The organism is Paenibacillus phoenicis, from assembly GCF_034718895.1.
Classification (GTDB): domain Bacteria; phylum Bacillota; class Bacilli; order Paenibacillales; family Paenibacillaceae; genus Fontibacillus; species Fontibacillus phoenicis.
Window position 1 is genome coordinate 3,855,001 of record NZ_JAYERP010000001.1, and the last position, 19,409, is coordinate 3,874,409.

15 protein-coding genes, 1 tRNA gene and 2 rRNA genes (1 of these 18 running past the window's edge) are annotated in these 19,409 nt (G+C 51.3%); 15 read left to right on the forward strand and 3 right to left on the reverse strand.

Annotated elements, in window-relative coordinates; translation table 11 throughout:
• The 13 genes from U9M73_RS18290 to U9M73_RS18350 all read left to right on the forward strand — a co-directional run.
• Positions 1-2,413 (forward strand): 23S ribosomal RNA (locus U9M73_RS18290); it begins 646 nt to the left of the window's first position.
• Between the two features lie 215 nt (positions 2,414-2,628).
• Positions 2,629-2,745: ribosomal RNA gene (gene rrf, locus U9M73_RS18295) — 5S ribosomal RNA — on the forward strand.
• A 656-nt stretch (positions 2,746-3,401) separates the two neighbouring features.
• The gene (locus tag U9M73_RS18300; protein ID WP_323079162.1) at positions 3,402-4,190 is read left to right on the forward strand and encodes an RNA polymerase sigma factor; all 789 of its coding nucleotides are present in this window, start codon (positions 3,402-3,404) and stop codon (positions 4,188-4,190) included.
• Between the two features lie 18 nt (positions 4,191-4,208).
• A complete protein-coding gene (gene clpP, locus U9M73_RS18305) occupies positions 4,209-4,799 on the forward strand; it encodes an ATP-dependent Clp endopeptidase proteolytic subunit ClpP (protein WP_009227142.1) in 591 nt (196 codons plus the stop codon).
• Positions 4,800-5,181: 382 nt separating this feature from the next.
• Positions 5,182-6,642, forward strand: a complete 1,461-nt coding sequence (gene guaB / locus U9M73_RS18310; RefSeq protein ID WP_260071162.1) for an IMP dehydrogenase — start codon at positions 5,182-5,184, stop codon at positions 6,640-6,642.
• Between the two features lie 125 nt (positions 6,643-6,767).
• Positions 6,768-8,198, forward strand: a complete 1,431-nt coding sequence (locus tag U9M73_RS18315; protein ID WP_323078452.1) for a D-alanyl-D-alanine carboxypeptidase family protein — start codon at positions 6,768-6,770, stop codon at positions 8,196-8,198.
• An 88-nt stretch (positions 8,199-8,286) separates the two neighbouring features.
• Positions 8,287-9,168: a pyridoxal 5'-phosphate synthase lyase subunit PdxS gene (gene pdxS, locus U9M73_RS18320; protein WP_009226788.1), complete on the forward strand. Its 882-nt coding sequence runs from the start codon at positions 8,287-8,289 to the stop codon at positions 9,166-9,168.
• 161 nt (positions 9,169-9,329) lie between these two features.
• Positions 9,330-9,908 carry a pyridoxal 5'-phosphate synthase glutaminase subunit PdxT gene (gene pdxT, locus U9M73_RS18325; protein ID WP_323078454.1) on the forward strand — a complete coding sequence of 193 codons (579 nt, stop codon included), beginning with the start codon at positions 9,330-9,332 and terminating at the stop codon, positions 9,906-9,908.
• Between the two features lie 142 nt (positions 9,909-10,050).
• On the forward strand, positions 10,051-11,337 hold the full coding sequence (gene serS / locus U9M73_RS18330) for a serine--tRNA ligase (protein WP_009226790.1): 1,287 nt from the start codon (positions 10,051-10,053) through the stop codon (positions 11,335-11,337).
• 61 nt (positions 11,338-11,398) lie between these two features.
• Positions 11,399-11,487, forward strand: a tRNA-Ser gene (locus U9M73_RS18335).
• Positions 11,488-11,596: 109 nt separating this feature from the next.
• Entirely contained in the window at positions 11,597-11,752 is a 156-nt protein-coding gene (locus U9M73_RS18340) for a hypothetical protein (protein ID WP_009226791.1), read from the forward strand.
• A 315-nt stretch (positions 11,753-12,067) separates the two neighbouring features.
• Positions 12,068-12,883 carry a YitT family protein gene (locus tag U9M73_RS18345; RefSeq protein ID WP_323079164.1) on the forward strand — a complete coding sequence of 272 codons (816 nt, stop codon included), beginning with the start codon at positions 12,068-12,070 and terminating at the stop codon, positions 12,881-12,883.
• Between the two features lie 106 nt (positions 12,884-12,989).
• Positions 12,990-14,066, forward strand: a complete 1,077-nt coding sequence (locus tag U9M73_RS18350; protein ID WP_323078455.1) for a hypothetical protein — start codon at positions 12,990-12,992, stop codon at positions 14,064-14,066.
• Between the two features lie 97 nt (positions 14,067-14,163).
• Here U9M73_RS18350 and tadA read toward each other — a convergent pair whose 3' ends face one another.
• Positions 14,164-14,661 carry a tRNA adenosine(34) deaminase TadA gene (tadA, locus tag U9M73_RS18355; RefSeq protein WP_009226794.1) on the reverse strand — a complete coding sequence of 166 codons (498 nt, stop codon included), beginning with the start codon at positions 14,659-14,661 and terminating at the stop codon, positions 14,164-14,166.
• Positions 14,662-15,013: 352 nt separating this feature from the next.
• Here tadA and U9M73_RS18360 point away from each other — a divergent pair, with 352 nt between their 5' ends.
• On the forward strand, positions 15,014-16,912 hold the full coding sequence (locus U9M73_RS18360) for an ATP-binding protein (RefSeq protein WP_009226795.1): 1,899 nt from the start codon (positions 15,014-15,016) through the stop codon (positions 16,910-16,912).
• A gap of 41 nt (positions 16,913-16,953) precedes the next feature.
• Positions 16,954-17,658 (forward strand): 23S rRNA pseudouridine(2604) synthase RluF, encoded by a 705-nt coding sequence (gene rluF / locus U9M73_RS18365; RefSeq protein ID WP_009226796.1) that lies wholly within the window; start codon positions 16,954-16,956, stop codon positions 17,656-17,658.
• A 63-nt stretch (positions 17,659-17,721) separates the two neighbouring features.
• Here the strand turns inward: rluF and motB are convergent, their stop codons facing one another.
• On the reverse strand, positions 17,722-18,531 hold the full coding sequence (gene motB, locus U9M73_RS18370) for a flagellar motor protein MotB (RefSeq protein ID WP_260071160.1): 810 nt from the start codon (positions 18,529-18,531) through the stop codon (positions 17,722-17,724).
• Positions 18,515-19,318, reverse strand: a complete 804-nt coding sequence (gene motA / locus U9M73_RS18375) for a flagellar motor stator protein MotA (protein ID WP_016314637.1) — start codon at positions 19,316-19,318, stop codon at positions 18,515-18,517. The genes motB and motA overlap by 17 nt, the downstream gene beginning before the upstream one ends.
• Positions 19,319-19,409: the final 91 nt, after the last annotated feature.

Consider the following 19,409-nt stretch of genomic DNA (forward strand, 5'->3'; position numbering starts at 1 on the left):
CGAGGTTAAGGTGAAAAGCCGGAGCCGCAGCGAAAGCGAGTCTGAATAGGGCGAAGTAGTTTGCAGGCGTAGACCCGAAACCGTGTGATCTACCCCTGTCCAGGGTGAAGGTGCGGTAACACGCACTGGAGGCCCGAACCCACGTACGTTGAAAAGTGCGGGGATGAGGTGGGGGTAGCGGAGAAATTCCAATCGAACTCGGAGATAGCTGGTTCTCCCCGAAATAGCTTTAGGGCTAGCCTCGGTGGGACAGTCGTGGAGGTAGAGCACTGATTGGGTGCGGGGCCCGCCAAGGGTTACCAAGCTCAGTCAAACTCCGAATGCCATAGACTGAATAACCGGGAGTCAGACAGTGAGTGCTAAGATCCATTGTCAAAAGGGAAACAGCCCAGACCATCAGCTAAGGTCCCCAAGTGTGTGTTAAGTGGGAAAGGATGTGGAGTTGCACAGACAACCAGGATGTTGGCTTAGAAGCAGCCACCATTTAAAGAGTGCGTAATAGCTCACTGGTCGAGTGACTCTGCGCCGAAAATGTAACGGGGCTAAACACACCACCGAAGCTATGGCTTGAATCGACTTCACTGCTTCTTTGAGGCGGTGTGAGACCGGAGACATTTTTGCCGAAAGCTACCGATGAAGAAATTCAAAGGTTTCGGCCAAATGGTTCTCGGGGCGAAACACCAGACTTCGAAGCTGGAGTGAAGTCGATTCAGGGGTAGGGGAGCGTTGTATGCGGGTTGAAGGTTGACCGGAAGGACAGCTGGACTTCATACAAGTGAGAATGCCGGTATGAGTAACGAAAAGATCAGTGAGAATCTGATCCGCCGAAAGCCTAAGGGTTCCTGAGGAAGGTTCGTCCGCTCAGGGTAAGTCGGGACCTAAGGCGAGGCCGAAAGGCGTAGTCGAAGGACAACAGGTAGAAATTCCTGTACCACCGTAATCCGCTATGAGCGATGGGGTGACGCAGTAGGGTAGTGACGCGAGCTGATGGATGCTCGTCCAAGCAGTGAGGCTGGTGTGTAGGCAAATCCGCACACCGATAAGGCTAGGCTGTGATGGGGAGGGAAAATTGACAGTACCGAAGGTCATGATCTCACACTGCCAAGAAAAGCCTCTAGCCAGGAGAAGGTGCCCGTACCGCAAACCGACACAGGTAGGCGAGAAGAGAATTCTAAGGCGCGCGGAAGAACTCTCGTTAAGGAACTCGGCAAAATGACCCCGTAACTTCGGGAGAAGGGGTGCCTCGGTAGGGTGAATAGCCCGAGGGGGCCGCAGTGAAAAGGCCCAAGCGACTGTTTAGCAAAAACACAGGTCTGTGCGAAGCCGCAAGGCGAAGTATACGGGCTGACGCCTGCCCGGTGCTGGAAGGTTAAGGGGAGCGGTTAGGGTTTAGCCCGAAGCTGTGAACCGAAGCCCCAGTAAACGGCGGCCGTAACTATAACGGTCCTAAGGTAGCGAAATTCCTTGTCAGGTAAATTCTGACCCGCACGAATGGCGTAACGACTTGGGCGCTGTCTCAACGAGAGATCCGGTGAAATTTTAATACCTGTGAAGATGCAGGTTACCCGCGACAAGACGGAAAGACCCCATGGAGCTTTACTGCAGCTTGATATTGGACTTGGATACGATTTGTACAGGATAGGTGGGAGCCTAGGAAGCCGGAGCGCCAGCTTCGGTGGAGGCGCCGTTGGGATACCACCCTGATCGTATCTAGGTTCTAACCTGGTGCCGTGATCCGGTACGGGGACAGTGTCAGGTGGGCAGTTTGACTGGGGCGGTCGCCTCCTAAAGAGTAACGGAGGCGCCCCAAGGTTCCCTCAGAATGGTTGGAAATCATTCGAAGAGTGCAAAGGCAGAAGGGAGCTTGACTGCGAGACTGACAAGTCGAGCAGGGACGAAAGTCGGGCTTAGTGATCCGGTGGTACCGCATGGAAGGGCCATCGCTCAACGGATAAAAGCTACCCTGGGGATAACAGGCTTATCTCCCCCAAGAGTCCACATCGACGGGGAGGTTTGGCACCTCGATGTCGGCTCATCGCATCCTGGGGCTGAAGTAGGTCCCAAGGGTTGGGCTGTTCGCCCATTAAAGCGGTACGCGAGCTGGGTTCAGAACGTCGTGAGACAGTTCGGTCCCTATCTGTCGTGGGCGTAGGAAATTTGAGAGGAGCTGTCCTTAGTACGAGAGGACCGGGATGGACGCACCGCTGGTGTACCAGTTGTTCCGCCAGGAGCACAGCTGGGTAGCTAAGTGCGGACGGGATAAGCGCTGAAAGCATCTAAGCGTGAAGCCCCCCTCAAGATGAGATTTCCCCGTATGTAAGACCCCTTGAAGACGACAAGGTTGATAGGCCTGAGGTGGAAGTGCCGTAAGGCATGGAGCTGACAGGTACTAATCGGTCGAGGGCTTATCCAAAATTCACCCCAAAAAGTGAAGCGGAGGCTTCGGAGAGTACACCGAGTACTTTTCGGGGACCCCGGGAACTGAACAGGGGCTAAAATGCAAATCTAGTTTCGTATCCAGTTTTCAAGGATTCAACCTTGAACCGATTTTTAGCTGCACGCCTTTTATAAGGTTTGATCTTTTGCTGAAGCGGAAAGCGCGGAAGTAAAAGCAGCGCAAAAATCATGTTTGGTGGCAATGGCGGAGGGGTTCCACTCGTTCCCATCCCGAACACGACCGTTAAGCCCTCCAGCGCCGATGGTACTTGGACCGAAGGGTCCTGGGAGAGTAGGACGCTGCCAAGCAAAGAAGAAAGAGCACTACCGATGATCCGGTGGTGCTCTTTTTGTGTTTGACTTGTGCTTGCCCGAGCTGGAAACCTGCAAAAGTACAGTTTTTTTCGGAGAAATCCCGATTTTTGAGCCGAAGCCTGCAAAAGTGCAGTTATTTTTTCGTGATTTGGGGCAATGGAGCAAATCGGCCCCAAAAGCCTGCACTTTTGCAGGGATTTTGGGCAAAATGGCAATTTCTCCTCACAAAAACTGCATTTTTGCAGGAATCGCGTGGAGGGGCAGACGGTACAATACTGCAGCTGAGATACCGCTCTTGAGATACCGCTCTTGAGATACTGCTCATGAGTTATACTATGCCATACTTAAACTTTACCCCAATCGAGCCAATCCGGGATCACTGTGGGGAGCTGCAAATGCGGCTAAAGCTGCTAGTGTGTAGTGTGAACGAAAGGTGTTATGATATAAAAAATTTGATGATCCCGCGTATCGTTCCTTCCGAAAAATACGTTTATACCGGTGAGTAAGTCTTCAGCTTACTCCTGGTTGGTCGAAGACTGGTGTGAGGGCATGACACAAGATGGATCATTGGAGATCGCGAGATCTTACACTACAGATGGAGGTGTGTTCCGGTGCCTATAGCAGCTAAGGAGCGTGATCTGCAGAGATCCGTGTCTGCACGGTCCCGTTCAGAAAGGGGCAACTTTCAAACATGGGTCCAATTGTACGGTACCGCACTGCGCAATTACTGCCGATCTATCACCGGATCCGTTTGGGAAGGCGACGATTTGGCGCAGGATACATGGCTTAAGATATGGTCGGCGACGCAAGGGAAAGGTGATGACGTTCAACTCACACGAGCCTATCTTTACCGTGCCGCCCAGCATGCTTGGATCGACCGTAATCGCAAACGGAAGCTTCCGGTTGAATCGCTCCCCCTGGACGAACATCTGCAAGCGCCGGAACCGACCGATCCTGCTGCAGTGTGGGCCGCAATGGAGACGCTGGTTGACGAGCTTTCGCCTCTACAACGCACCGCGCTGCTGCTGATTGATACTTTAAAATATACAGCTGGCGAAGCAGCGCAGTTGATTGGGTCGACGGAAGGGGCGGTGAAAGCCGCCTTGCACAGAGCTCGGGTCAGACTGCGGAATACAGTGAAGGGTTCCAGACGAGGAGTTGCAGCGCCACCGGAGGGTGAGGTTCAATCCATGAAGGAGGACACCTTACCCGAGGCTTTCACCGACGATGTACTCGTTCTTGCCTACATGGATGCGATTCGCCGAGAAGACGCGGCTGCGCTGGCGATGCTGTATAACGACGCCCGGCCTCAGGATGTGGTTCCGGTGGTAACTCTCCAGTCGTACCGTCGCAGCTCTTTACGAAGCAAGGTAGACACTCTTGTTGCCGATCCGGTGCAGAACCATCTGATGTTGATGTCCTACGGTCTTGCCGCCTGATTTGAAGGAGGGTAAGCCATGAGTTCAGTCATTCCTTACGTCATTGAGCAAACCGGCCGGGGAGAGCGGTCGTATGACATTTATTCACGTTTGCTGAAGGATCGGATCGTGTTTCTCGGTTCCGCGATTGATGATCAGGTTGCGAATAGCATTATGGCGCAAATGCTATTTTTGGCGGCGGAGGATCCGGAGAAGGATATTTACTTTTATATCAACAGTCCGGGCGGCTCGACGTCAGCTGGCTTTGCGATCTACGATACGATGCAGTATGTGAAACCCGACGTGCAGACGATCTGCTCTGGAATGGCGGCGTCTTTTGCCGCGATCCTGTTAATGGCCGGGGCAAAGGGCAAACGATTTGCTCTTCCCAACAGCGAGATCATGATTCACCAACCGCATGGAGGTGCCCAAGGGCAGGCCAGCGACATTGCGATCAGTGCTAACCGGATATTGCGAACCCGAGCCGTGCTGAACACCATTGCCGCGGAATGCACCGGTCAACCCCTAGAGCGGATTGAAAAAGACATGGACCGAGATTATTTCATGAGCGCAGACGAAGCGCGCGAGTATGGGATCATCGACCAGGTGATTACGCCCAATAAGCGTTAGCTGAGCGAAGTGTATACAAGGAAAATACAAGGACGGAAGAAGGCGCCCAAGGCTTCTCCGTCCTATTTCTTTTTGCAGAATCAAACGAAGGGGAATGGGGCAGGATTAGCATCAGAATACCTGCAAATTTTAGGTCAATGTACGCGACAAATAGACACTCGTATTCGCTGGGAGGCCGCCTGTTACTTTGCTTGCGCTTGTCCTTGACAGCCCAGAGGGGCTTTGCTAAGATGGGAACAATATATTTTCGTAAGCGGCTATACGGTCTTGATATATAAGGGTTGTGTCTTCATAGGGATTACACGGTAGTCGTTTTTTTTATACCCGAATTTCAGGAATAAAGCCCAGCAAATCATCAAAATTCGAAGGAGGATTCATCACGGTGTGGGAAAGTAAATTTGACAAGGAAGGCTTAACGTTTGACGATGTGCTTCTGATTCCCCGTAAATCGGAGGTATTGCCTAAAGAGGTGGACGTGTCCACTCGGCTTAGCGACAAGGTGAAGCTGAATATTCCGTTGATCAGTGCAGGCATGGACACGGTCACCGAAGCGGCGCTGGCAATCGCCATCGCACGGGAAGGCGGCATTGGGATCATCCATAAAAATATGCCGGTCGAACAACAAGCTGAAGAGGTCGATCGGGTGAAGCGCTCCGAGAGCGGCGTTATCACCAATCCTTTCTCGCTGACTCCAGATCATCTCGTATCCGATGCAGAGCAGGTTATGGCCAAGTTCCGCATTTCCGGCGTGCCGATTGTGAATGAAGAGCAGAAACTGGTGGGGATTTTGACCAACCGTGACCTGCGCTTTGTTCATGATTATAATATCAAAATCAGCGACGTCATGACGAGAGACAACCTGATTACCGCTCCGGTGGGAACATCGTTGCACGAAGCAGAAATTATTTTGCAAAAGCATAAAATCGAGAAGCTTCCGCTCGTTGACGAACAGAATATTCTGAAAGGCCTTATCACAATCAAAGATATTGAAAAAGCGATCCAATTCCCGAATGCGGCTAAGGATGCCCAAGGGCGCTTGCTTGTTGGCGCAGCGGTTGGCATCTCCAAGGATACTTTTGAACGGACGGAGGCCTTGGTGAAAGCCGGCGTTGACGTCATTACAGTCGATTCGGCGCATGGCCATCACATTAACATTATTGATGCTGTGGCCGAGCTTCGCAGACGGTATCCGGACTTGACGATCATCGCAGGGAACGTAGCGACAGGCGAGGGAACGAGAGCTTTGATCGAAGCCGGAGCTTCCGTTGTGAAGGTGGGGATCGGACCGGGTTCGATCTGTACCACCCGCGTCGTCGCTGGGATCGGCGTGCCGCAAATCACGGCAGTATACGATTGCGCGACAGTTGCCCGTGAATACGGAATTCCGATTATCGCGGACGGCGGCATCAAATACTCCGGCGAAATTACCAAAGCGATCGCGGCCGGTGCGCATGCGGTCATGCTGGGCAGCTTGTTTGCCGGGACCGAGGAAAGCCCTGGCGACTCGGAAATCTATCAAGGGCGTCGGTATAAGGTATACAGAGGCATGGGCTCGCTGGGTGCCATGAAGCAAGGCAGTAAGGACCGCTACTTCCAGGACGATGACAAGAAGCTCGTTCCGGAAGGGATTGAAGGACGCGTAGCGTATAAGGGACCGCTCTCGGATACGATCCACCAACTCATTGGCGGTCTGCGTTCCGGGATGGGGTATTGCGGCACGAAGACGCTCGAAGAGCTGCGGAACGATACGCAGTTTGTGCGCATCACGGGTGCCGGCCTGCGCGAAAGCCATCCGCATGACGTACAAATCACCAAAGAAGCGCCTAACTACTCGATTCAATAAACTCGTAAATTTCGATAGAAATGAGCTGACCATAATATTCCAACACTGGCAGGGCGTTTTCCGCCCTGCTTGTCTTTTTTTACAGGTACCCCTGTGATAGAATAGATAAAGCAAAATGAAAGAATATGAGGGGAGCTTTAAGGGCATTGAAACTCAAACAACCACAACGCAAATCGACAACTAAACGGCGTTTCCTGCGCAAAGGCGTTGCTTCTGTGCTGCTGCTGAATGCGCTAGTATTCTCTCTCGCGCCGGCGATGGCGCTGGCCGAAGGGGAACAGACAGAATCTACTACTGCCGAAACAACGACAACCGAAACGACGACAGTGCAAACGGCTACCTCAATTCCTTCCGTGGAGTCTTTAGGTTTGGAAGTCAGCGCTGCGATCTTGCTCGAGCCTGTCTCTGGACAAATCTTATTGAATGTTAATGGGGAACAACCGCTGCCTCCGGCCAGCATGACCAAGATGATGACCGAATATATCGTGGCGGAACTTGTGAAACAAGGAAAGTTCACCTGGGATGACGTAGTGACCGTAGGGAGAAATGCTGCCCAAACGATCGGTTCACGGATTTTTCTGGCCGAAGGGGATCAACATACTGTAGAAGAACTATATACGGCGATGGCGATTGCCTCCGCCAATGATGCGACGGTTGCTCTGGCAGAATATGTGGCCGGTTCCGAGCAGGCTTTTGTGAAAATGATGAACGATGAAGCCAAGCGGATGGGAATGAAGACCGCCCACTTTGCGAACTCGACCGGTTTGGATATCGCAGATATGCCGGCGGAATTCCGTCCGACCGATGGGAAAGAAACCGTAATGTCCGCGCTGGATGCTGCTATTTTGGCCAAATATATCGTAACGGACCATCCGGACTTTACCCGCTTTACAACGATTCAAAGCAAGAAGTTCCGCGACCGCGATACCGCGCCGATGGTGAACTTGAACTGGATGCTGGAAGCCAATAAGAACGTCACGAACTTTAAACAATTTGCTTACGAGGGTTTGGACGGTCTGAAGACGGGACACACCTCCAATGCCGGTAACTGCTTTACAGGTACAGCAGTGCGTAACGGAATGCGGCTAATTAGCGTGGTCATGGGTACCGCTTCGGACAAAGCCCGCTTTGTGGAAACGCGGAAAGTCCTGGACTACGGGTTCAATAACTTTGAAACGAAACAAATCGTGCCGCCGAAGACGACGGTGGCTGGAATTGAAACCGTTACGGTGAAGAAAGCCAAAAATACGGAAGTTCCGGTGGTAACCGATCAAGCGGTTAGCTTCGTTGTGCCGAAAGGCGCAGATACGAGTGCGGTTGAAGCCAAAGTAACGCTGGCCGACGAAAGCAACCTGACAGCTCCTTTGAAGCAAGGAACCAAGGTTGGGACGGTGACTTACACGTTTAAAGCGCCGGGCATGGACCAAACGCTTGAGAAGACGGTCAATCTGATCACGGCCGAGGATGCGGAGAAAGCCGGCTGGTTCACCCTGGTGATGCGGGCGATTGGTGATTTCTTCAGCGATCTGTTTAACGGGATCAAAAATCTTTTCTAACGGTCCATTCAAATCCGAGTAAACGGGTTGTGTATTTAAGGCGTATCTTGTAAAATATTTAGTTAGATTATTATCGGGAGGATTGGACATGGAAACAGGAACATCGCGTGTTAAAAGAGGTATGGCTGAGATGCAAAAAGGTGGCGTCATTATGGACGTCATGAATGCGGAACAAGCCAAAATTGCCGAAGCGGCCGGGGCTACCGCCGTTATGGCGCTGGAGCGTGTGCCTTCCGATATCCGGGCGGCTGGCGGCGTTGCCCGCATGGCGGATCCAACGATTATTGAGGAAGTCATGAAGGTTGTCTCCATCCCGGTTATGGCCAAAGCACGTATTGGTCATTACGTGGAAGCGAAAGTTCTGGAATCGCTTGGGGTAGACTATTTGGACGAGAGTGAAGTACTGACCCCGGCGGATGAAGTGTTCCATATCGATAAACGGGATTTCACGGTGCCGTTCGTGTGCGGCGCTAAGGACTTGGGTGAAGCGCTGCGCCGGATCAGCGAAGGCGCATCGATGATCCGGACGAAAGGCGAACCAGGAACGGGCAACATCGTTGAAGCGGTACGCCATATGCGTCTGATCAACAGTCAAATTCGCAAAGTACAAAACATGTCGAAGGACGAACTGTATGCGGAAGCGAAAAACCTCGGCGTTTCTTACGATCTGCTGCTCGAAGTTCATGAGAAAGGCAAGCTGCCAGTCGTTAACTTCGCTGCAGGCGGGGTAGCTACTCCGGCGGATGCGGCCTTGATGATGCACTTGGGTGCAGACGGGGTGTTCGTGGGATCCGGTATTTTCAAATCGGATAATCCAGAGAAATTTGCCCGGGCGATCGTTGAAGCGACGACGCATTACACGGATTACAAACTGATCGCTGAAGTATCCAAGAACTTGGGTACGCCGATGAAAGGCATTGAAATTTCCAAATTGGCCGCAGCAGAGCGGATGTCGGATCGCGGCTGGTAATCCTGAGAGCGGAAGTAACCGCTGGAATCAAAGGCAAGTCTTTCACCCCGGCTGTCCCTAGGGATGGTCGGGGTACATCTTAGTAAACTGCCGTTTTAATGAATGTTCAAAGAGGAATGGTAACGACGATTTGAACTACCTCTAGAGAAAGAAGGTTTATCATGAGAGTAGGGGTGTTGGCGCTGCAAGGCGCAGTTGCGGAGCATATCCGCAGCTTGGAGAAGACCGGAGTTGAAGGCGTAACCGTGAAGCAAGTCGAGCAGCTTGCTGACTTGGATGGATTGATTATTCCTGGCGGCGAAAGCACGACGATCGGCAAGCTGATGCGGAAATACGGCTTTATTGAAGCCATTCGGGATTTTTCTGGACAAGGGAAACCGATCTTTGGGACTTGTGCAGGATTGATCGTCATGGCGAAGGAGATCGAGGGCGGCGAGGAACCTCATCTCGGTCTGATGGATATTAAAGTATCGCGCAATGCGTTTGGACGTCAGCGTGAAAGCTTCGAGACCGACCTTGACGTGAAGGGACTTGAGGCGCCGCTGCGGGCCGTATTTATTCGTGCTCCGCTGATCACGGCGGTTGGAGACGGAGTCGAGGTGTTGTCGACCTATAAGGACGAGATCGTGACCGCACGACAAGGGCATTTGCTCGTATCGTCGTTTCACCCGGAACTGACCGACGACTTCTCGCTACATACGTATTTTGTGGAGATGATCAAGCAAGCCAAGCAGCCGTAAGCAGGCCTTGACTCCTTTGCGGGTTGAGGTTTTGTCTGTTTTACCGGCGTTTTGAACTTCCGTTAAGCAGCCTTTCCGTCCGCGGGTCTCCCCAGATGAAGGTCGGCAGGTCTGTGCGGGATCATTCTAGGAGGGACTACTCATGTTAGATGTGAAAATCTTACGAAATGAATATGCGCGCGTTGAGGAAGCGCTGAAAAATCGGGGGAAATCGTTGGAGCTGATCTCCGGTTTTGCCCCGCTGGATGAGAAACGCCGGGAGCTGCTTCAAGAGAGCGAAGCGCTCAAAAACCGTCGCAACACGGTATCTGCAGAAGTGGCCAAGCGTAAGAAAAACAAAGAGGACGCCGACGAGCTGATCGTGGAGATGCGCGAAGTCGGGGATCGCATCAAGGAGCTGGACGAAGAGGTACGAACGCTGGAGGCCCAAATTGATCAGCTGATGCTCTCGATTCCGAACATTCCTCATGAGAGTGTACCGGTGGGGGCTTCTGAAGAAGATAACGTTGAGGTGCGCCGTTGGAGCGAACCGCGGAAATTCGATTTTACTCCGAAGGCGCATTGGGATATTGCCGCTGACCTCGGCATCCTTGACTTTGAGGCTGCAGCTAAGGTAACCGGCTCGCGGTTTACGTTCTACAAAGGGCTGGGGGCCCGTCTTGAGCGTGCACTCATCAACTTTATGATGGATCTGCACAGCAACGAGCACGGGTATGAGGAAATGCTTCCGCCGTACATCGTGAATCAAGACAGCTTGTACGGGACAGGCCAGCTTCCGAAGTTCGAAGAGGACTTGTTCAAGCTCACCGGCAGCAACGACTACTATCTGATCCCAACGGCTGAGGTGCCGGTAACCAACTATCATCGTGACGAAATCTTGAATGCGGAAGACTTGCCGCGTTATTATGTGGCTTACAGCTCCTGTTTCCGTTCCGAGGCTGGCGCGGCGGGCCGCGATACGCGGGGTTTGATTCGTCAGCACCAGTTCAATAAGGTGGAAATGATCAAGATTGTCCATCCGGACACCTCCTATGACGAACTGGAGAAAATGACGGAGAACGCGGAACGCGTGCTGCAGCTATTGGGCCTGCCTTACCGTGTGCTTGCCTTGTGTACGGGCGATATGGGCTTTACGGCAGCTAAAACGTATGACCTAGAGGTATGGCTCCCGGAAAGCGGCGTCTACCGCGAAATCTCCTCTTGCTCTAACGTGGAGGACTTCCAAGCTCGCCGGGCGAACATCCGGTTCCGTCCGGAGCCGAAAGCGAAGCCGGAGTTTGTGCATACGCTGAATGGTTCAGGGCTGGCTGTCGGTCGTACCGTAGCGGCCATTCTTGAGAATTACCAACAAGAGGACGGCAGTGTTGTTATTCCTGAAGTTCTGCGTCCTTATATGGGGAATTTGCAGAAGATTACCAAGCGTAATTAACTTGCGCGCTTGCGGACGATATGGTAGAATCTGATTTGTTACGCGAATCGGATTTTTCCTTGGAGAGGTACCGAAGCGGTCATAACGGGGCGGTCTTGAAAACCGTTAGGGTGCAAGCCCACGTGGGTTCGAATCCCACCCTCTCCGCCATACATATCGTATACTCAGAGAGCAGAGATGCTCTTTTTTTCGTGTATAAGGGCTGCCGTTTCTTCGCAAATTAACCTTGTGGATTAAACCAAGGGAGGCTTTATTTGTTATGACGAAACCGCAGACCTATCAAACCTCAGGCTCCGACAACGTGCAAGACCAGGATCATCGGCGAGACAAGGGGAAAAGAGGCCCAGAACCGTTATCCGGGTCCAAAAAGGTAAAAATGCGTAAACAAGATGGCCATTACAATCCGGAAGGGTAAGCCCTCTTCATTGGAAACGATTCGCTGTCCCTCGGCCCCAGCTCTGCTGGGGCTTTTGTATTGAAACTGCCAGGGGACTTATGAATTAGAACAAGACAACAAGCCAAGAAAATGTCATAATAAAGATAGGGTGTGTCTTTACACGGGAGCATGAATACTTCAGAAAGAATGGTGAGAGGAAGAATTATGCAAATCAACTTGAAAGGATCGTGATGCCATTTGAACGCAGTTAATCCAACCCATCTGATTCCACCTAATGCAACCCAAGTACGCCAACATAAACAGCGGACGCTGAAAAGCACCTTGTTCAGATCGATGTTTATTGTCATTGGAGCGGTGATCGTCTCCGTTGCACTGGAACTGTTTTTGGTGCCTAACAAAATTACGGACGGCGGTATAACCGGTATTTCCGTAATGTCCTCTTATTTGTCGGGTCTCCCGCTTGGGGTATTCCTCTTCCTTTTCAACCTCCCTTTTCTTATTGTCGGTTATAAGCAAATTGGCAAAACTTTTGCGATATCCACCCTGTTGGGTATTTCCGTCATGTCGGCCGGCACAACACTGTTGCACCATGTTGAACCGTTTGTGACGGATACTTTGCTGGCCTTTGTGTTTGGCGGGATATTGCTGGGTATAGGTACCGGTTTAGTCATCCGCTTTGGTGGCTCCTTAGACGGTACCGAAATCGTTGCTATTCTGATTTCGCGCAGAACCCCATTTTCGGTTGGCGAAGTCATTATGTTTTTTAACTTTTTTATTTTGCTTAGCGCAGGCTTCGTGTTTGGCTGGGAGCGCGCATTATTTTCGCTGTTAGCTTATTATATTGCCTACAAATCGATTGATATCGTGGTGGAAGGTTTAAACGAGTCAAAATCGGTATGGATCATCAGCGATCAAATCGATGAGATCGGAGACGCCATTCTAAGCCGTTTGGGTCGTGGCGTTACGTACTTAACTGGGGAAGGCGGCTTTTCCGGGGATCCGAAGAAAGTGATCTTCTGTGTGATCACCCGCTTGGAAGAAGCCAAACTGAAGGAAATCGTCAATCATTACGATGAAAATGCATTTTTGGCCGTCGGAAATATTCATGACGTCAAGGGCGGACGTTTCAAGAAAAAGGCAATCCATTAATTTGGAGAAACGTGTTCCGTCATTTTGGCGAATGGTTTATGACATTTGAGATTTAAGAAAAAGTATTGCTTTATGATGAGGTTAGGGCAGGAGAGAGGAGACTGTAATGTCTAGGAACTGGTTCACGTCGTTTATGCTGGTGATACTGTCCGTCGTACTGGTATTGTCCGGCTGCAGCAGCAAGAAGGAACCGAAGGAAGCTTTGAGCAGCGCAGCGGTGAAGGCGCTGGAGATGGATTCCTACGTGGTGGAGAATCAAATTAAGATCTTGGATTTCTCCGTAGAAGGGACAGAGGACACCGAGTCGGCGCAAGTGGGCGCGGTGTTATCCATGCTCAAGAACGCTGAGATCAACATCAAGCAAATTTATCAGAAGGAACCGATGCAAACCGAAGCAACGCTGGAAGTCAAACTGACAGGGGATATGACGACGACAATTACAATCCCGTTGGTGATGACGTCCGAGAAGCTGTACGTCAAAATCCCAAGCATCCCATTCTTGCCAATGCCGGAGTCGGTGACTGGGAAATTCCTGGTACTGGACTTGAAAGAGTTGGCAGAGCAAGCTGGCGAGGAGTTCAATCCGGATCTATTCAACCCGGAGAAAACTCAGAAGCTGAGTACGGAATTGATGGGGGCTTTATTCGCCGAATATGAGTCGGGGGCTTACTTCAGCAACATCGATCCTAAGGAGGCTTCGCTGCCGGAAGGCTTCAAGGCCAAGCAAGTCGTGCAGTTTGCCATTACGAATGAGAAGGTAAAAGAAGCGGTGACGATTCTGGTTAATCAGGCGTTGCCGAAGATGCTGGATATCTTGGCGAAAGAAGAATACCGTTCGATGCTGCAGCTGACGCCGGAGGAAATTGAGCAAGCGAAGAAGGATCTGCAAGAAGGCAGCCAGGATGAACTGGGCAAGGCGTTGGACGAGATGAAGAACCATCTGCAAATCAACAAGTTCACCGTGGATACCGCAATCGACGAGAACAATTACCCAGCGTACTACAATGTTCAGGTGGACGTCGCCGTGAACGATCCGGATACGCAGACGAACGTTAAGGCAGCGGTGCAAATGACCAGCCACTTTACCCAAATCAACGAGAAGCCAGCCTTTGAAATTGGCATCCCGACAGACACGTTGACTTTGGAACAGCTGCAAGAGGAAATGAGCCAGTTTGGCTATTAGGCGTTAGGACTTATCCAACAGTTTATACTTACACTCGAAAAAAACCTCCAGTCCCATGTTTCTTAAGGGGCTGGAGGTTTTAATGTTTTATGAGAAGTTATTTCTTGCGAAGCCGGCGGAAGAACTCGGTTAACAGCGAGGCGCATTCCTCTTGAAGTATGCCAGAGGTAATATCGGTGCGGTGGTTAAACCGCGGTTCCTGCAGCAGGTTCATCAGGGTGCCGGCACACCCCGCCTTTGGATCCGGCGCCCCGTAGATCACATGGGGGACACGGCACTGCACGATCGCCCCGGCGCACATTGGGCAAGGCTCCAGAGTGACATAGAGACGACAGTGAAGGAGCCGCCAGGCGCCAAGCCGCTCGCTGGCTTCGCGGATGGCAATCATCTCGGCATGGGCGGTTCCATCGAGCGAGCTTTCCCGCAGGTTGTGGCCGCGTCCAACGATTTCGTCGCCTCGGACGATCACCGCACCGATGGGGACTTCGCCGATGGCTTCTGCTTTTCGAGCTTCCCGAATTGCCTCGGCCATCCAATATTCATGGGGATAAGTTGAGGCAGGAGGTTCGGGGATCAAAGGGGATGAAGAAGGCATAGATCAAATCAACTCCTTAATGAACGTAACCATTCGTTTTGTCCAACGAACAGGCATTCGTTGTTAACATGTTGTGAATAACATTGTGTATAACTGCAAGAATATCCCCATTTTTATACACATATTATCCAGAATATTGTGAGTATGTTGATAATTTGTGGATAACTCAACAGAACATCACGTCTCATAGATAAGACTCAAGAACTGGCTTTGTAGGCATTTCTACATATTGTAAGGATACGATCTGGGAAATTCAACGTCTTTGCAAAACATGTCGTAAAAGGTATGATGTATGTAGAAATTGTGAATCCCATAAATATCCATAAATTAGTTCCAGAGGTGGGATAAACACTTGACTATAAAAACCAAGCTCGCTTTGATTATATCTTGTTTTGCGCTGATTATCCTCTCTCTGAATATCGTTTTAAGTTATTTTACGGTACGGGACAATCTGCGCAGGGACAGCGAAGCGAACATGATGCTGACTGCGAATCAAATTGCTATTGCTGTCGAACAAAGTCGTTCGTTGTACACTTATGTCAAGCTTACGTTGGGCGGAAGAATGAGCAGCGACATGACCGATGCGATCCTGATCATGACCAGCCCGGATCGTATTTCGCAAAAATCGATGAGTACGAATCGCAGCTTGCTGGAGATTACAGGGATTGACCCGAATCATTTTGATGCCAACCATCGGCTGTTCGGGACCTATAACTATAAAAATGATGAAGGGCTGAGACGCTCCGTTGCGGAGGCCATTTCGCAAAATCGCAGCCTGCTGGTGGATACTCGGATTAACGGCGAACGCGTTCTGGAGTGCTATGTTCCCGTTACGAATAGCGGGGAGAAGCCTTACGTCATTCGTGTCGTGTCTAGTTATTCCCCGATTGCCGATGCGATCAACAAGCAGATGATCAGTCAGCTCATCGTTTCCCTCAGTCTGTTGGCATTGATGGTGGCGGGGAGCTATTGGATGGCTGGCGGGCTCATCCGACCAATTCGCCATATTTTAGACCAGGTGAATGTGCTGGCTTCAGGCCGGCTTGATACTCGCTTAAAAGTCAGCAGCTTTGACGAGCTTGGACTCCTCGCCCACAAAATCAACATCATGGCAGACAACTTGGGCCGTTATACGACCGAGCTGAGGCAAAAGAGCGAAGAGAACCGGTCCATGAAGGAGTATCTTGAATCGATTATAAGCCAGACGGCTGATGCGATTCATATCACGGATGTCAAAGGGCGGGTGCTGCAAGTCAATGCCGCCTTCGAAAGGCTGTACGGCTGGAGCAGCGAAGAAATTGTCGGGAAGTATCTCGATTTTCTCCCGGAGTCCGAGTTAGATGGGAGGACCATTTGGCGTCCGGAGAATGAAGTGATTGAAACCGCCGAATCGGTATTGGCGGAGACCGTCCGATTACGCAAGGACGGCAGCCAAGTCGAGGTGAGCATCAGCGTATCGCCTATCTTTGACCAAGCTGGCAAAATTACCGCATTGATCAGCATTTCCCGCGATATGACGGAGCACAATAAAATGGAAGACTTGCTGCGTCGGTCAGAGAAGCTGACCACCGTGGGTCAGCTCGCCGCCGGGGTTGCGCATGAAATTCGCAATCCGTTGACGACGCTCCGCGGGTTTCTGCAAATGCAGCAGCGCACCCGGGTGGTGAACGTGATGCATACCGATGTCATGCTGGCGGAGCTGGACCGGATTAATCTCATCGTCAGCGAATTTCTGATTTTAGCCAAGCCTCAGGCAGTGCAGTTTCAGATCAAGGACGTCCGCTTCACGATGGGGGACGTCGTCTCTTTGTTGGATAGCGAAGCCCATTTACATAATATTGAATTTGAAGTGCATTTCTCGCCGAGCCCGGTTCTGGTACACTGTGAAGAGAACCAACTGAAGCAGGTATTCATCAACTTATTGAAAAATGCAATGGAGGCCATGCCCAAAGGAGGGAAGATCCTGCTTCAAGTGGAGGAGGACGACAGTGGCTTTGCCGTGCTCCGCGTCATCGATGAAGGCGAGGGGATTTCCAAGGACCGGCTTCAGAAGCTGGGAGAGCCTTTTTACACGAACAAGGAGAAAGGGACCGGTCTCGGTCTGATGATCAGCCAGCGGATCATTGAAGGACACCGCGGGACGCTGAAGATCGAAAGCGAGCTTGGAAAAGGAACGGCTGTAACCATTACCCTCCCGCTTGTACAGGAGGAGGAAGAACATCACGAAGGGCAAGCGGATCTCGCGAATTAAAGCGAACTGCTAGGCCATGCGGAGGGACCAAAGACAGCATCATGAGGATTAATAAATTCATCAGTGAAACGGGATTCTGCTCCCGGCGGGAGGCGGACAAGCTGGTCGAGTCAGGCCAAGTGACCATTAACGGCGTCAAGGCGGTTCTAGGCAGCCAGGCGGAGCCTGGAGACGATGTCCGGGTCAATGGGAGACCGATTGCGGCGAAGCGCTCTAAGCATGTGTATATCGCTTTAAATAAGCCGGTGGGGATCACCTGTACAACGGAAACGCATGTGAAAGGCAATATTGTGGATTTCGTTGGGCATCCGGAGCGGATTTTTCCGATTGGACGACTGGATAAGGACTCGGAGGGATTAATCCTGCTCACCAGCGATGGTGATATCGTCAACAAAATTCTGCGGGCGGAAGGCAAGCATGAGAAGGAATATATCGTGACCGTGGATCGGCCGATTACACCTAGCTTTGTGAAGGCGATGAGCGAAGGCGTTAAAATTCTCGGGGAAATGACGTTGCCGTGCAAGGTGACGCGGGTTTCGGATCGGGTGTTCCGAATTATTCTGACCGAGGGGAAGAATCGGCAAATTCGCCGAATGTGCAGCGCTCTCGGGTATGAGGTGCGCAGGCTGCAGCGCATTCGGATTATGAACATCCATCTCGGCCAACAGAAAGTGGGCACCTGGCGCGACTTAACCGAACAAGAGAAGCGGGAGTTGGGCTTGGCCCTGAATTACGAGCTTTCCTAACGTGACACGGTCTACGAAAAATAAAGGACAGGCTTGCCTCGAAAGGCGCCTGTCCTTATTTCTTTATTCGTGGGCAGCCGTTACGCCAAGCTGCTCGGTGCTATCCACGTACTTGCGGATGATCGAGACTTCGACCCTGCGGTTCTGTGCGCGGCCCGCAGCCGTATCGTTGCTGGCAACAGGGTGATATTCCCCATATCCGATGGCACTAAACTTCTTCGGATCCAAGTTCGTGTTAAGCAGGAGTATCTTCATAAAATTCAACGCCCGCACCGAGCTTAAATCCCAGTTGGACGGGAATTCATAGGTTGAGATCGGTACGTTGTCGGTATGGCCGGATACGATAACCTCATAATCCGGAAATTGCTGAAGCATGTTGGAGATCGCCTTAGCTAACTGACGAGCTTCCGGTTTCACCACGGCTTCTCCTGAAGCGAAAAGCGCCTTGTCGCTAATCGTGATCATCAGCTGGGATTGATTGAGTTTCGTTTCCAGGTCATCCGTTAATCCATTTTCCTTGATATAGGTGTCTAGCTGCTTCTTCAAAGCTTCCAGGTTCTGCTGTTCTTGACGCTTCAGCTCGTTCTTCTTCGTCATTAAGCCATCCTGGGTGGATTTTGGCGTCTCGATTTCGCTGAGCGAAGTCTTGTTGTTGCTGATCATGGCGTTTTGATCGAGGACACTGGTGCCTCCGGTCAGCACGCTCTTAAATGCTTCGCTCATCTCTTGGAATTTCAGAGCATCAACCGTGCTCATCCCATAAAGGACGATAAACAACGCCAACATCAGCGTCATCAGGTCAGAATAAGGGAGCAGCCAGCTCTCGTCGGCATGTTCCTCGTGATCTTGGTGTTTTTTATTCTTTTTGCTCACCATCACCGGCCCCCTTTTCAAAGATTTCCGCACGTTCCGCAGGGGTTAAGAACACGGCAAGCTTCTGTTGAATAGCAATCGTAGACACACCCGATTGGATGGACAGCAGGCCTTCCACCATCATCAACCGGATCTCCATCTCTTTCTTCGAGAGACGCTTCAGTTTATTGGCGATTGGGTGCCAAAGAACATAACCGGTGAAAATACCGAATACCGTCGCGATAAATGCACCCGAAATCGCATGAGCCAGAATCTCCATATCGCTCATGTCGGACAATGCGGCGATCAAACCAACCACCGCACCGAGTACCCCGAGCGTTGGGGCGTACATCCCCGCCTGGGAGAACATCAAGGCGCCGGCTTTGTGCCGTTCTTCCGTAGCGGCGATATCCTCGGTCAGGACATCCTGAACGAATTCCTGATCGTTACCGTCGATGATCATCCGCATGCCGCCGCGCAGAAAATCGTCGTTGATCTCTTCGACCTTCGCTTCTAGCGCCAGCAAGCCTTCGCGGCGGGTAATGGTCGCCCATTCCGTAAACAGGGTGATCAACTCCGCTTTGCTGATCATTTTCGGTTTGACGATCGTCATTTTGATCAAGGTCGGAAACTTCTTCAACTCCGATAACGGGAAGCCCATAAACAGCGTTGCCGCCGTTCCGACAAAGATGATGACGAAGGCCGCAGGGTTCTGAACCAAGCTTTCTACGGGTGCGCCTTTCAGGAACATCCCTAAAATCAGGGCGATTAATCCGAGAATCAAACCAATAATTGTTGAAAATTCCATTGTACACCTCGTCCTTGAGAGAAATTGATACCAACTTGCCCTTCCGCGTCCTTGCGGAAGAGACTGACACACCAGTCTGAAACGATTAACT

Coding starts and splice junctions, on each gene's coding strand:
- rluF (WP_009226796.1), top strand. CDS start 16,954: ATGAGGATTAATAAATTCATCAGTGAAACGGGATTCTGCTCCCGGCGG.
- pdxS (WP_009226788.1), top strand. CDS start 8,287: ATGGAAACAGGAACATCGCGTGTTAAAAGAGGTATGGCTGAGATGCAA.
- U9M73_RS18350 (WP_323078455.1), top strand. CDS start 12,990: ATGTCTAGGAACTGGTTCACGTCGTTTATGCTGGTGATACTGTCCGTC.
- tadA (WP_009226794.1), bottom strand. CDS start 14,661: ATGCCTTCTTCATCCCCTTTGATCCCCGAACCTCCTGCCTCAACTTAT.
- motA (WP_016314637.1), bottom strand. CDS start 19,318: ATGGAATTTTCAACAATTATTGGTTTGATTCTCGGATTAATCGCCCTG.
- pdxT (WP_323078454.1), top strand. CDS start 9,330: ATGAGAGTAGGGGTGTTGGCGCTGCAAGGCGCAGTTGCGGAGCATATC.
- serS (WP_009226790.1), top strand. CDS start 10,051: ATGTTAGATGTGAAAATCTTACGAAATGAATATGCGCGCGTTGAGGAA.
- U9M73_RS18340 (WP_009226791.1), top strand. CDS start 11,597: ATGACGAAACCGCAGACCTATCAAACCTCAGGCTCCGACAACGTGCAA.
- clpP (WP_009227142.1), top strand. CDS start 4,209: ATGAGTTCAGTCATTCCTTACGTCATTGAGCAAACCGGCCGGGGAGAG.
- U9M73_RS18345 (WP_323079164.1), top strand. CDS start 12,068: ATGTTTATTGTCATTGGAGCGGTGATCGTCTCCGTTGCACTGGAACTG.
- U9M73_RS18315 (WP_323078452.1), top strand. CDS start 6,768: ATGAGGGGAGCTTTAAGGGCATTGAAACTCAAACAACCACAACGCAAA.